Here is a 13,099-nt window from a genome sequence, read left to right on the forward strand (position 1 = left end):
TTTGCGGCTATCGGTTCTTGCAGCTGCAATCCGCAGCTTTTCACGCCTGTTTCTTTGCGGCGCTTGATGTTTTCGAGCATCTTGCGGAAGTGCGCGCCATTCTCGGCAATAGGATGTACCCGACAAATGCTTGCTTCAGCACTGTTGCCGCCAGCACCGCCTGCCACCTTAACGAAATAATTGATAAATGGCTTAAACGTTCCTTCGTGTTTGATCGCTCTAATCTCCATCAAAACGGAAAACTCGCCAAGGATAACGGCGTCATCAAAGGTCAGAAGAATATCCAGAGCATCAAGCGGGATATCGTCAATAAGTACTGCCAATGGGCGTTTGAACGAAACATCATGTTCGTCCATTAAGCGATACATGAAATTCTTGTCATTGAGCTGTTCAGTCGTTTCCGCCAGTAGCGGGTTCGCGGTAATCGTTCCAATGCGCGAATCATTGCGATCGAGATGAATATGCGCTCCATTGGCGAGTTGCCGAGCGAGGAATTCCGCACTCACACCAGTCGGTTGATTGATCAGATCTTTGTCAGGGTCGTGAATGGGCGGGAGCATAGGGATGTGCTCGTAATCACCGCCAAACACATTGGCCTGAGCATAGTACGCCGTGTTAAATTGGTGGACGGCGGACAGTACATCGATGATTTTATGGTCAATGTCAGAGCCCATCGTTGTGCTGGCAAACTGTACACGATCATAGCCGGTATTTTTTGGCAGCAGCAACGCAAGCATCACACCCAACTCAACTTCTTTGAAGAGGGGCGCAGAAGCGATGAGTCCAATTTCGCGGAACATCTCGAAGCTTCCAAGCGCAAAAGCAGTCTTGCTTTGTGAGCCATTGGTGATCACCATGCGGTCGGTGCGCTGATGCATCCAGTAGTTAACGAGTGTTTGCATCGTCATGGAGAGCACCTTCGGTAAGCCATAGCAAGGAATGATTGAATAGTAACCAAAGAATGAAGAGAATATGGAAAGGACATAAAATCTATCCTACCAAAGACATAGTATGTGTCAAGAAGATGCTTAACATATGCATTCAAAACAATCCGATCAGTTGAGAGTCTATGATATTGCAGAATTCGATTTAATGGTGTATGCTACTGAGACATTTTTCTTATGATGATGAGAAATATACTTGTGAGTCACATATGGGATCAGATCGATAGAAACCTGCTCTGTCGCGATCGGTTGCTCTTGTATTTCTATGGTACTGCAGCCATTCTTCATGTCGTACTGTGGGGAGTTTTTGTGGCTAATCTCCATACGCTTTACCAGCCGGATAAGGAATTTATTGCACTTCATTATAAGGTGGGTATTGGCCCTGATTTTGTAGGGCCATGGTATTATATTCTTGCCATCCCCTTCCTTGGATTGGCGGTACTTGCGGGAAATATGATTATTGGAAAGCACACCTACCATCATGAGAAATTCTCCGTTTATGCGCTTTCCAGTAGTGCTGCATGCATTCAGGGCGTGCTCATATGGAGTCTTCTTCTTATTATAAAAGCAAACCTGTTTTGAGATATGGTGAATTTCGAAGTATTCAAAGTCATGGCATTTGCTACGCTGTCATTCGTCATTGCATGGGCGTGGTTGCCATTGCTGTATGTAGTGCTGCGAAAATACGGAATTGAAAAAAAGAACCGCGACAAAATTCATGCGCCTATTTTTGCAAAAATGCATGAAGGCAAAGAGGGTATGCTGACAATGGGTGGGATTCTTATCTGGGGAACAACACTAATTATTGCATTGGTCGCCTATTACCTCTCGCTGTTCATTCCCATAGACTTTTTTCAAAAAATGAATTTCTTAACTCGATCACAGGTATTTTTGCCGCTCGGAGCTCTTGTTGCATCTGCTCTTGTGGGGATTGTTGATGACTATTATACCGTGCGCAAACTTGGTCCTAAGGGAGGAGGGCTTTCCATGCGCTACCAACTGCTTCTCTGTACGAGTATTGCTATTGTGGGAGCATGGTGGTTTTATTCAAAACTTGGCTGGGATGTGCTCCATGTCCCCTTTGTTGGCGACTTTAGTATCGGATGGTGGTATATTCCATTTTTTATTTTTATCATTGTTGCAACAAGTTTTTCCGTGAACGAAATCGATGGACTCGATGGCCTTGCCGGAGGCACGCTTCTATCGGCATTTGGTGCATATGGCGCAATCGCATTTATTCAGGGCCGTTACGACCTTGCAACATTTTGTGCAGTCATTATCGGCGCGCTCTTGGCATTCCTGTGGTTCAACATCTATCCTGCAAAATTTATGATGGGGGATACGGGTGCGATGTCTTTGGGTGTAACACTTGGCATTGTTGCCATGCTGACCAATTCCGCGCTGCTTTTGCCGATCATCGGATTACTCTTTGTGATCGAATCGGGATCGGTGATTATCCAGATGTTTTCCAAAAAAATATTCGGAAAAAAAGTATTCCTTTCTTCTCCGATTCACCACCATCTTGAGGCGAAGGGCTGGAAAGAGCCGACAATTGTTATGCGGTTCTGGGTGATTTCAGGAATCACGGCAGTGGCTGGTATTGTTATCACGCTTCTTGATAGGGGAATCTATTAAGTAAAATATATGGATATTGCAGGCAAGAAAATCGTCGTTATGGGCCTGGGCCTGCATGGCGGAGGCTTGCCGGTTGCAAAATGGTTTTTTGCCCATGGTGCAGAAGTCATTGTTACGGATCTGAAAAACCGCGAAGGACTTTTGCCAACACTAGAAAAGCTCGATGCCTTTTGCAGGGCCTATCGACTGAAACATTCAGACAAGCGTTTCATCTCAGTAGAATATATACTCGGTCGCCATCGCGAGAGCGATTTTTGCTCAGCAGATATCGTTGTTCAGAACCCTGCAGTACCGCGTTCGTCGCCCTATTTGGATATTGCGCGAAGTGCGAATGTTCCGATAGAAAATGAAACAAGCTTGTTTTTTCTTTTGACGCCGCCAATTCCAAAAATCGGCGTTACGGGCACGCGCGGGAAATCTACTACGACATCCCTGCTTTTCGAAATGGTACGGCGAAACATTCCTAAGGCGCAGGTGACAAGCGTTGCGTTGCCAAGCGGCAGCCAAGGTGGATTTGAAGTGATAGATGCACTGCTTGATTCAGCTTCACAGAGCAGCGAGCGTCCAATGGCTGTTATGGAGCTTTCGAGCTGGCAGCTTGAGGGCTTGGCTGAACATGAGCTGAGTCCGCATATTGCCGTTATGACAAACATTTTTCCTGACCATCTCAATAGGTATCGGGACATGGATGAATATATTGATGCAAAAAAAACGATCTATCGTTTTCAAAAAAGTTCTGACAGTGCCATCTTCAACTTCGATAATTCTCAAACGCGGCAATGCGGTGGCGAACAGCATGAAGGCACACGCTACTGGTTTTCTCGGAAAAATCAAAACATCGAACGAGGCACCTATTGTTCTCCATCGGTTCGCAAACCTAGCGAGGATGCGATTTGGATGCGGGATGCAGATGGCGAGCATGAGTTATTTTTCATAAGCGACATCATCCCGATTGGCGAGCATATGATCGAAAATGTTCTTGCGGCAAGCTGTGCGGCATGGGTTGCCGGTGTTAGGGCAGATGCTATTCGCGATGCTGTACAGAATTTCAAGGGTATTCCAAGCAGACTTGAATATATCGGCGACGTTGGAGGGAGGCATTTCTATAACGATACAGCCGCAACATCGCCTGAAGGAACCATCGTTGCATTGCAGACGCTTGCGACTATGCCTCATAATGCGCTTATTCTTATTGCCGGCGGATCAGATAAAGGTCTTGATTTTTCTTCCCTTGCGCCGGTAATCAGCGAGAGCGTTTCCCATGCTGTTCTCTTTACGGGAACGGCAACACCCCGTCTTGTTGAAGCGCTTGTCCTGGCCCATGCCCCGTGCAGTATTGAATATGCAGCATCCATGAAAGAAGCGGTTGGTAAAGCATGGCAGCGCTCACGGGAAGGTGATATACTTCTCTTATCGCCTGCGAGCGCAAGTTTCGGGCTTTTTATTAACGAATTTGATCGTGGCGGACAGTTTGAAGAATGTGTAACCATACTTAAAAACGAACATGCATGAAACGGCGGACATCCATGGGCAGTATGTTGAAGGGTTTAACGGCAAAGTCATCCGGTAGGCCGGATTATCTTTTTATTTCCTATTTTTTTGGGATTTTGTTTTTGGGGCTCGTCATGCTTTCATCTGCATCATCAGTGGTGTCATTCCAGAAATTCGGCAGCGGTTTTTACTATATTTCCCATCAGATACTTTTTGGCGCCCTTCCCGGGCTTGTATTGTTCTTTCTTGCATCGCGAATAGATTATCATATCTGGAAACGGGCGGCATTTTTGCTCATTCTTGTTTCTATTGTTCTTCTCGTCCTTGTGTTTGTTCCCGGGTTGAGTTTTTCCTATGGAGGTGCAACGCGCTGGGTACATCTGGGGCCGATTCTTTTTCAACCTTCAGAAGCGGTAAAACTGACATTTTTATTGTATCTCGCAACATGGCTTTCGAGTAAGGGAGAAAAAAATATTAAAGATTTTTCCTACGGCTTCATGCCGTTTATGGCGCTTCTTGGATGCATTGCTCTGTTGATTATTCTTGAACCGGACATTGGGACAATGGCGGTGATTGTTGCGATAGCATTCAGTATGTATTTTATTGCCGGAGCCCATCTGGGACATATTGTTCTGGCCGCATCGGGTGCGGGGATATTATTTTTCATTCTCATCAATACTGCATCATACCGACTGCAGCGTTTCATGACATTTCTTCACCCTGAACTCGATCCCCAAGGAATTGGCTATCATATCAACCAAGCATTGCTTGCTATTGGATCGGGCGGTTTGCTTGGAAGGGGGTTTGGTCATTCGCGGCAGAAATACGCATACTTACCCGAAGCGACAGGCGATTCAATTTTTGCAATTATTGCCGAAGAACTCGGGTTTATCTTATCTGCTGCTATTGTTATTCTTTTTACCCTATTTGCATTGCAGGGGTATCGCATAGCATCTGAAGCGCCGGATGATTTTGGGCGATATTTGTGCGTGGGTATTATGTCATGGGTAGTATTTCAAACATTCATAAATATCGCTGCCATGCTCTCCCTCCTACCGCTTACCGGTATCCCATTGCCATTTGTGAGCTATGGGGGATCATCATTGCTTGTACTTATGACTGCGATGGGGATTGTCGTGAATGTTTCTCGTCAATCAAAGGGTGGGCATGTATGAGAATACTCTGCGCTGGCGGCGGTACACTCGGTTCTGTGACGCCGCTCATAGCAATCATTGAAGAGCTTCGTTCGAGAATGGAACGCGATGCAGTCGGGCAGCCCGACGTGTTATGGATTGGAACAAAGAAAGGGGTTGAAAAGGATATTGTCTGCGCATCAGATATCCCATTCCACTCAATCTATACCGGAAAGTTGCGCCAGTACTTCGATGTAAGAAATCTGATTGATCCTTTTTTATTGTGTATCGGTATTATTCAGTCACTCATCGCCATCTTGCGTTTTCGCCCCGATGTCATTATTGGCGCCGGAAGCTTTGTGAGTGTGCCGGTGCTGTGGGCGGGATGGCTCCTGAGAAAACGAGCAATGATTCTGCAGCTAGATATCGTGCCAAGCCTTTCAAACCTCTTAACATCATTCTGCGCTCAAGCAATCCTTGTTGCATGCAAGGAAGAAGAGCGATTTTTTCCTTCGCGTAAAACGCATACGATTGGCATCCCGGTGCGTCTGTTGGTACAAGATTGGAAGCAGAAAATGGAGCACGAATCCGAGCGCCGCAGTGCGCGGGAGTCATTTGGCATCCATGATGATCTGCCCGTCGCTGTCGTGATGGGCGGCGGTACAGGCTCACAGTTTATTAATGCGCTCATTATGGAATCGGTTTCTGATCTCGAAGGAGTATGCCATATTATTCATATAATCGGAAAGGGCAAAGCGCCGGATGGGTATGCCACGCTGTCGCACTACCATCACTATGAATTTCTTACCGATCGTCTTATTATTGCGTTAGCGCTTGCCGATGTTGTTGTGACACGCGCAGGCATGGGGTCGCTGGCTGAGCTTTCCGCACTTGGAAAGCCATGCATTATTATTCCCATTCCTCATTCCCATCAGGAGCAGAATGCACTGTATTTTGAAAAACGAAACGCTGCACTCTATTGTTCCCAAGATTCACTCACAAAAAAAATGTTTGGTGAAAAGATGAAAAAACTATTTCACGATACGCTTATGCGCGAGGAATACTCACTGCGCATGTCCCAAGCACTTGAGGGTGGGGCGCGCCAAAGAAGCGTAGATATTCTTCTTTCACTCTAAAAGACGTATGAAGGTGGCAGCAATCATTCCCGCACTCAATGAAGAGCAGAACATAGCTAATGTTATCAGGCCTCTTCGGCAGTCACGCTTAGTGAATGAAATTATTGTTATTGATGATGGCTCGACCGATAGAACAGCTCGCGTGGCACAATCCGCCGGAGCTCGCGTGATCACCCACCAGAACAATTGCGGGAAAGGCATTGCAATGTTTGCAGGGGCCAATGCAACTGATGCAGATATTCTCTTCTTTGCAGATGCAGATCTCATGCATTTTATTCCGCAGCATGCGGATGCGCTCATCGAGCCTGTAAAAAATGGCGAAGTCGGCATGACTGTGGGTCTGCGGGATAGGGGGCGGTTTCTGACATGGCTATTGCCGCATATCGCGCCGGTATTGGGAGGCGAGAGGGCGATTCGTCGCGTTGACTTCTTGAAGCTTTCGGGAAATTCTGTACGGGATTTCGGCATTGAAACAGCAATGAATGCCTATTGCAGAAAACATCATATTGCAGTACGCTATAGTGTCTTACAAGGCTTGAGGCAGGTTGTTAAGGAGCGAAAATACGGTTTTTGGAAAGGGTTCAGGGCGCGCATACGCATGTTTTGGCAGATCATTCGCGCTGAGATTGAAACGCTATGGAAATAAAAAAAATTCATATTATCGGCATTAAGGGATGGGGAACAAGCGGACTCGCACAACTATTGAAAGTGCGTGGCTTTGATGTATGCGGCTCCGATATGCTTGATGCCATGCCGTCAGATCTTGTACTTCAAAAATCAGACATTGCCGTTGAGCCGTTTAATGCTGAGAATATTTCCGATCATCTTGACGAAGTCATCTATTCTACCGGGTATCCGGAAGATCATCCGGAGCGCGAACGGAGCCGTGAATTGAGAATTCACCAGGTGAGCTATCCCCAAGCCGTTGGAGAGCTTTTTAATCCGATGTTTGGCATCTCTGTGTGCGGCACGCATGGAAAAACAACATCGAGTGCCATGATGGCATATGTGTTGCAATTTTGTGGAGCAGATCCGGTTGCTCTTATCGGAAGCCTTGTTCCTCAATTTGATACAAATGTTTTGACAGGATCATCACAGTATTTCGTCTTGGAAACAGATGAGTATCAGAATAAACTGCGCTACTACGACCCCAAAGCAGTCCTTCTCACGTCAGTCGAATGGGATCATCCGGATTTCTTTCACTCGGAACACGAGTATGCCGATGCGTTTAGAGCATTCCTTGCTCACAAAAGCATTCAGCACATTGTTGCATGTACCGATGATAATGGCGTGAGAGATGTTGTACTATCTGCGCATGTGCCCCCTACAACCTATGGTGAGAATGTCGAGGCGGATTATCGCCTAGGTAACTATCGAAACGAAGGAGAGAAGAGTGTGTTTAGTATTTTCCGCCATTCGGAGTATATCGGCGACTGCACTCTTTCTCTTATTGGTAGGCACAATGCATTGAATGCGCTTGGTGTTTTTGCTCTCTGTGATGTGCTTGGTGTCGGCAGTACTGAAAAAATTATTCAAGCACTCGGAATGTTCAGAGGAACAGCCCGACGACTTGAGTATAGGGGTACCAAAGGAATAACGAAGGTATATGTTGATTATGGACACCATCCAACAGAAGTTCGCGTAACACTTTCTGCTCTGCGTGAACAGTTTCCAAATCAAAAATTATGGTGCGTGTTTGGATCTCATACGTTTTCCCGAACGGAAACGTTTTTTGATTCATTTGCAAAGAGCTTCGAGAGTGTTGATCGTGTGTTGGTACTCGATATTTATGGAGCACGCGAAAAGGAAGGCGCAGTTCATGCGCGCGACTTAGCAGAAGCCATCAATACCCACTCTCACAATGCGGAATATACGGGTTCGATTGATCACACGCTTGAGATACTTGATTTACGCGCACACGCGAGCGATGTGCTTGTGTGTATGGGAGCAAGTGAAGATGTGTGGAAAGTCGCTGAGAGATTTTTGAAAAATTAATCTATGGCAATGGAGCTCACACAACAAGAACCCTTGGCCAGACACACATCGTTTGCTATTGGGGGTCCCGCGAAATTATTTATACGCGTACGCACACGCAAGGATTTACTTGAAGCGGCAACGTTTGTTCGCAAAGAGGGCATGCCATACACTATTCTTGGTGGCGGAAGCAATGTGCTGATTAGCGACAGGGGTTTTGATGGGATTGTTATTAAAAATGAAGATCGCACCTATTCCATTGATGGCACAGGAGTAGTTGCAGTCGCTGGTGTTGTGCTTGCCATGCTTGTGCATGAAACTGCCAAAGTCGGGTTGAGTGGGTTGGAATGGGCATTTGGTGTACCGGGAACGGTAGGAGGCGCTGTGCGGGGGAATGCCGGTGCGTTTGGCGGTGAGACAGGGGATGTACTTGATTCAGCAGAAATAATCGATCTGCAGAGCGGAGAAGTGAAGACGCTTATGCATCAAGAGCTCGGTTTCGCCTATCGCAGAAGTGCATGCGCCCAACATCCTGAATGGCTCATTAGTCAAGCTACATATCACCTTACCCAAAGCAATCCAGCTGCAACCCTTCAGAGAGTAGAAGAGTGCCTTGCGATTAAAAAGAAAACGCAGCCACTCGGCGCACGCTGTATAGGTAGTATGTTCAAAAATACCCCGCTTACCTCATTTCCTGATACATCACACATCCCCGAAGAATATGTGCGAAAAGGAAGTGTGGCTTCCGGATACCTTATTGAACACGTCGGGCTCAAGGGGTATTGTGGAAATAACGTTATGATTTCAGAAAAACATGCGAATTTTTTTATCAACACCGGTGGAGCATGCTGTCAGGACGTGATACAATTGATAGACCTTGCAAAGAAAAAGGTATTTGAAAAATATGGCATTCATTTGTGTGAAGAGATACAATATATAGGTAACTAAAAATCATAACAGGGTATTGTATGGAAATTACAACTCGAGTAGTGGATATAGTGCTCACCGACCAAAACAACAAGCATATCGATGCGAAATGCTCAGCATTTGCAAAGCGCTTTCGAGATGCCGTTTTGCTGAATCTTGAAATCAAACGCGACCGACACCATCGCAAGGGAGAGGTCATCCATATGCGGGCAACACTTTCATTAGCCACCGGTGATTCAGCACTCATTCATGGCGAATCTGACAGTGAAACATTTGTACGCGCACTTGATGAAGTGCTTGTTGCGCTTTCACGCCAGCTTGAACGTTTAAAAGCGCATCCGCGCCGCGGAGGAAGCGAAACGTAGCCTATGAGCCACTACATCAGAGATCGGTGGGATTATCTTTCTGATCGAAAAAACGGCACGCTCTATATCGAAGGCATTTCAGTCCATGAACTTGCCAAGAAATACTGTACTCCGATGTATATTATCGTTGAGCGTACGATTCGCGAACGTTTTCGTGAATTCAAAAAAGCATTTCCGTATCCACGATTGCGCGTGCAATATGCAACGAAATGCAATTCTAATCTCGAAATCATGCGTATTGCAAACCAGGAAGATATCGAGCTTGATGCGAGCTCGGTAGGAGAAATTATTTTGGCGCTCCTGGCGGATTTTGAGCCTCGTGAAATAACATTTACCAATCTCTACAAAACGGAACAAGATATTTTATTTGCCGCTCGTGTTGGCGTGCAGGCGATTACTGCCGATTCGATTGAAGAGCTTGGGGTTATCGAACAAGCAGGCAAGAAACTACGAAAAAAAATCCCGGTTTTTTTACGTTTCAATCCAATTATCGATTTGGGATCCTATACGACGCGTAAGCTTCAGTATGGCATACCCTATGCATGGTTCAAAAAATCGGTGGATATTGCCATGAAGCTGCGCCATCTCGATGTCGTAGGGCTTCATTTTCACGGATCGTACATTTCAAATCCCAAAGTATATTTTATCGCAGCAAAGAAAATGTTTAAGATTGCCGAGTATCTTATCACGGAGTACAACCACAGGATAAAATTCTTGGATTTGGGAGGAGGATTTCCGATTGCAACTGGCGATGAAGAGGTGTTTCATCCGCGCGACATGGGTGCGCGCTTATCCGCATATATCATGTATCTCGCGAATAAAATTAATCTTCCTCTGCCAAAATTGATTTTTGAACCTGGAAAGTTTTGTGTGGCTAATGCCGGTATTGGGTTGGTGAAGGTTATCAGTTCTAAGCGAACAGGCAATCTGCGAACAGTGATTGTCGACGGTTCAACATACGCTTTTTTGCCGGATCCTCTTATTTATGAGGCACACTACGATATGTTGCCTGCAACAAAAATGCGCAGACGCAGGCAGTACAATTATCGCATTTCAGGGTGCACCTGCGACAGCATCGATCTGCTTTCAAATTCAGTATACCTACCTCGCCTCGAAGCGGGGGATTTGCTGGCTATTATGGATTGCGGAGCCTATAGTAATACGATGGCGTCTAATTTCAATTCATTGAAACGCGCTCCGATTGTTATGATCAAAGAAAACGGAACAACAAAGCTTATTCGCCGGCGCGATAGGTATTCAGATATGTTTGCCCCGGAGCTCGATGTGCTTAAAGTAGCTGATCCGAACGAATTGAAACATTACTACAATCTTTTACGCGTTAATATGAACAAAGTGTGGGGAGGGCATAAGCGAAAGAAAAAAGTGGATATTCCACCGTCTGTGCCGCCCGTGAATACATGTCCCTGATATCTTGACAGGGCACCCAAAGAACGTAAGATACATCGATACCGAAACACTAGCGCATTATACTATGGAATCTACGCCTCACCAGAATACAGAACATACTCCAATCGATCGGCATTCCGCTGAACATGCAAAGGGACTTACTCCTCTTGTGAGTTTGGACATTTCCACGATCCACTCGTTTGACGATTTGCTCAAAAGCATGTCACTTACTTCCTTTGGAGGAAGGCAAGTGGGAGAAGCGGCTGATTTGCTCACAAAAATGGCGAAAGATCCCGATTGCTTTGTTGTTGGAACATTTTCCGGAGCAATGACGGTTGCAAAGCAGGGACTCCTCATTGCAGAAATGATTGATCGGGGGATGTTGAATGCAATTGTCAGCACCGGCGCACTCATGACACATGGCCTTGTTGAAGGTGTTGGTATGAGCCATTTTAAATTTGATCCCGCCATCATGGATGATAAGGAATTTTTCGACAAAGGCTTTAATCGCGTAACCGATACGATTGAACTTGAAAAAAATCTTGATGATCTTGAAGATATCGTGGATAAGGTGTTCCAAGGTATTAATGAGGATGACGTTGTATGCAGCTCGTCGATAGTCCGTGCAATAGGAAAATATCTCTGCGACAATGTGCCGGGTCGCGCGATCGTCAAAAGCGCATACGAGAAGAATGTCCCCATTTACATACCTGCATTTACTGACTCGGAATTGGGTCTTGATTTTGCTCTCTACAATCGCATACGACGTAAGAAAGGAAAAAAAACCATAGCTTTCGATCCATACCTTGATCTTGAGCATTATACCGAATTGATTGCCAAACAGAAGCGAACGGGCATTTTTACGATAGGTGGTGGCGTGCCACGGAATTGGGCACAGCAAGTTGCGTGCTATTTGGAAATTATAAATCATCGGCAGCAGGGAGATAGTGAGGGCAATAAATATCCCGCTATGCGCTTTATGTATGGCTTAAGAATTTGCCCAGAGCCGGTTCACTGGGGAGGGCTTTCCGGTTGCACGTACTCTGAAGGAGTGTCCTGGGGTAAATTTGTGCCACCCCAAGAGGGTGGTATGTTTGTCGAAGTACTTGCAGACGCAACAACCGTCTGGCCCTTGATTCTCAAAGGAGTAACAGAACGCCTTGATAAGGAAGTCCACTAGTCATGGAATTATCACACGAACAACTTTTTTCTCCTCCAGGCGAATACGCATCGCTCGAAAAAGCTCATTTTGTTGCGGCTGCCGTGCCGATTGAAGCGTCAGTGAGTTATGGCTCGGGTGCTTCTAAGGGTCCCGAGGCACTCCTTCATGCAAGTCAACAAGTTGAACTTTTTGATGTTGAAGAACAGAACGAACCGTACCGCGCAGGGATTGCAACGTGCGCATTTCCACAACCGTTTTCTCAAACAAAAGAAGCGCTTGCCTATGCTCAAGAGATTACCCTTGAAATTCTGAATGCGCAAAAGATCCCAATCATTCTTGGCGGTGATCATTCGCTTACCCCGGGAGTGCTGGCAGCTTTTGTCCAAAAAGATACATCCTTCAGCGTGTTTCATATTGATGCACATAGCGATCTGCGCGACTCGTATCATGGCGACCCTCACAGTCATGCTTCTGCGCTGCGCCGAGTACTGGCATTTCCTGCAGTACGCACGCTTGTTCAAGTGGGAATCCGCAATGTAAGCAATGACCCTGAGGATGGCAGTGAGTTCTCATTCATTCAGGACAATACCGACAGAGTAAAAATATTCTTTGCAAAGGACATGGCGTTGTGGAATATATCTGAGATGGTTGATGCTCTTGCTCACGATGTGTATATCACCATAGATGTGGATGGGTTTGATCCCTCTATTATGCCGTCCACCGGTACGCCAGAACCCGGAGGGATCGATTGGTACACTGCACTGCGAGTGTTGCGCGAGGTCTGCACTAAAAAAAATGTTATCGGATTGGATATTGTTGAGCTTGCCCCCATACCGGGATTTCATGCGCCGGATTTTCTTGTCGCAAAATTAATATACAAATTGATCGGTTATATTTCAAAAGCGAAAGGATATTTATAACCCCC

At 46.0% G+C, this 13,099-nt stretch carries 13 protein-coding genes; 12 read left to right on the forward strand and 1 reads right to left on the reverse strand.

The genetic code is table 11. The features are described from left to right. The coding region (locus AAB400_00190) for a hypothetical protein (protein MEK7648320.1) at positions 1 to 908 on the reverse strand (908 nt) is incomplete at its 3' end. 213 nt (positions 909 to 1,121) lie between these two features. On the opposite strand from AAB400_00190, the gene AAB400_00195 reads away from it, so the two are divergent. The 12 genes from AAB400_00195 (at position 1,122) to speB (ending at position 13,094) form a co-directional block, all read left to right on the forward strand. Next, positions 1,122 to 1,526, forward strand: a complete 405-nt coding sequence (locus AAB400_00195; GenBank protein MEK7648321.1) for a hypothetical protein — start codon at positions 1,122 to 1,124, stop codon at positions 1,524 to 1,526. A 3-nt stretch (positions 1,527 to 1,529) separates the two neighbouring features. Further along, positions 1,530 to 2,579, forward strand: coding sequence for a phospho-N-acetylmuramoyl-pentapeptide-transferase (gene mraY, locus AAB400_00200; GenBank protein ID MEK7648322.1), 1,050 nt, complete (start codon positions 1,530 to 1,532; stop codon positions 2,577 to 2,579). A 9-nt stretch (positions 2,580 to 2,588) separates the two neighbouring features. Next, on the forward strand, positions 2,589 to 4,091 hold the full coding sequence (gene murD, locus AAB400_00205; GenBank protein MEK7648323.1) for a UDP-N-acetylmuramoyl-L-alanine--D-glutamate ligase: 1,503 nt from the start codon (positions 2,589 to 2,591) through the stop codon (positions 4,089 to 4,091). A gap of 23 nt (positions 4,092 to 4,114) precedes the next feature. After that, complete coding sequence (gene ftsW / locus AAB400_00210; GenBank protein ID MEK7648324.1) at positions 4,115 to 5,245, forward strand: putative lipid II flippase FtsW; 1,131 nt, start codon at positions 4,115 to 4,117, stop codon at positions 5,243 to 5,245. After that, positions 5,242 to 6,339, forward strand: coding sequence for a UDP-N-acetylglucosamine--N-acetylmuramyl-(pentapeptide) pyrophosphoryl-undecaprenol N-acetylglucosamine transferase (locus tag AAB400_00215; GenBank protein MEK7648325.1), 1,098 nt, complete (start codon positions 5,242 to 5,244; stop codon positions 6,337 to 6,339). The genes ftsW and AAB400_00215 overlap by 4 nt, the downstream gene beginning before the upstream one ends. A 7-nt stretch (positions 6,340 to 6,346) precedes the next feature. Continuing rightward, positions 6,347 to 6,985, forward strand: a complete 639-nt coding sequence (locus AAB400_00220; GenBank protein ID MEK7648326.1) for a glycosyltransferase family 2 protein — start codon at positions 6,347 to 6,349, stop codon at positions 6,983 to 6,985. Beyond that, positions 6,976 to 8,334 carry a UDP-N-acetylmuramate--L-alanine ligase gene (gene murC, locus AAB400_00225; GenBank protein ID MEK7648327.1) on the forward strand — a complete coding sequence of 453 codons (1,359 nt, stop codon included), beginning with the start codon at positions 6,976 to 6,978 and terminating at the stop codon, positions 8,332 to 8,334. Before AAB400_00220 ends, murC begins: the two co-directional genes overlap by 10 nt. A 3-nt stretch (positions 8,335 to 8,337) precedes the next feature. Continuing rightward, the gene (murB, locus tag AAB400_00230) at positions 8,338 to 9,261 is read left to right on the forward strand and encodes a UDP-N-acetylmuramate dehydrogenase (GenBank protein MEK7648328.1); all 924 of its coding nucleotides are present in this window, start codon (positions 8,338 to 8,340) and stop codon (positions 9,259 to 9,261) included. Positions 9,262 to 9,281: 20 nt separating this feature from the next. Further along, a complete protein-coding gene (locus AAB400_00235) occupies positions 9,282 to 9,605 on the forward strand; it encodes an HPF/RaiA family ribosome-associated protein (GenBank protein ID MEK7648329.1) in 324 nt (107 codons plus the stop codon). Positions 9,606 to 9,608: 3 nt separating this feature from the next. Next, entirely contained in the window at positions 9,609 to 11,033 is a 1,425-nt protein-coding gene (lysA, locus tag AAB400_00240; protein MEK7648330.1) for a diaminopimelate decarboxylase, read from the forward strand. Positions 11,034 to 11,097: 64 nt separating this feature from the next. After that, positions 11,098 to 12,192: a deoxyhypusine synthase family protein gene (locus tag AAB400_00245; GenBank protein ID MEK7648331.1), complete on the forward strand. Its 1,095-nt coding sequence runs from the start codon at positions 11,098 to 11,100 to the stop codon at positions 12,190 to 12,192. 2 nt (positions 12,193 to 12,194) lie between these two features. After that, on the forward strand, positions 12,195 to 13,094 hold the full coding sequence (gene speB, locus AAB400_00250) for an agmatinase (protein MEK7648332.1): 900 nt from the start codon (positions 12,195 to 12,197) through the stop codon (positions 13,092 to 13,094). Positions 13,095 to 13,099: the final 5 nt, after the last annotated feature.

The organism is Patescibacteria group bacterium (assembly GCA_038065255.1).
Classification (GTDB): Bacteria; Patescibacteriota; Patescibacteriia; order JACQRZ01; family JACQRZ01; genus JBBTRI01.

Excerpts from the sequence above, each read along its gene's own strand:
- murD (MEK7648323.1), top strand. The coding sequence starts at position 2,589 with ATGGATATTGCAGGCAAGAAAATCGTCGTTATGGGCCTGGGCCTGCAT.
- lysA (MEK7648330.1), top strand. The coding sequence starts at position 9,609 with ATGAGCCACTACATCAGAGATCGGTGGGATTATCTTTCTGATCGAAAA.
- AAB400_00235 (MEK7648329.1), top strand. The coding sequence starts at position 9,282 with ATGGAAATTACAACTCGAGTAGTGGATATAGTGCTCACCGACCAAAAC.
- AAB400_00195 (MEK7648321.1), top strand. The coding sequence starts at position 1,122 with ATGATGATGAGAAATATACTTGTGAGTCACATATGGGATCAGATCGAT.
- murB (MEK7648328.1), top strand. The coding sequence starts at position 8,338 with ATGGCAATGGAGCTCACACAACAAGAACCCTTGGCCAGACACACATCG.
- speB (MEK7648332.1), top strand. The coding sequence starts at position 12,195 with ATGGAATTATCACACGAACAACTTTTTTCTCCTCCAGGCGAATACGCA.
- AAB400_00245 (MEK7648331.1), top strand. The coding sequence starts at position 11,098 with ATGGAATCTACGCCTCACCAGAATACAGAACATACTCCAATCGATCGG.
- ftsW (MEK7648324.1), top strand. The coding sequence starts at position 4,115 with ATGTTGAAGGGTTTAACGGCAAAGTCATCCGGTAGGCCGGATTATCTT.
- AAB400_00220 (MEK7648326.1), top strand. The coding sequence starts at position 6,347 with ATGAAGGTGGCAGCAATCATTCCCGCACTCAATGAAGAGCAGAACATA.
- mraY (MEK7648322.1), top strand. The coding sequence starts at position 1,530 with ATGGTGAATTTCGAAGTATTCAAAGTCATGGCATTTGCTACGCTGTCA.
- murC (MEK7648327.1), top strand. The coding sequence starts at position 6,976 with ATGGAAATAAAAAAAATTCATATTATCGGCATTAAGGGATGGGGAACA.
- AAB400_00215 (MEK7648325.1), top strand. The coding sequence starts at position 5,242 with ATGAGAATACTCTGCGCTGGCGGCGGTACACTCGGTTCTGTGACGCCG.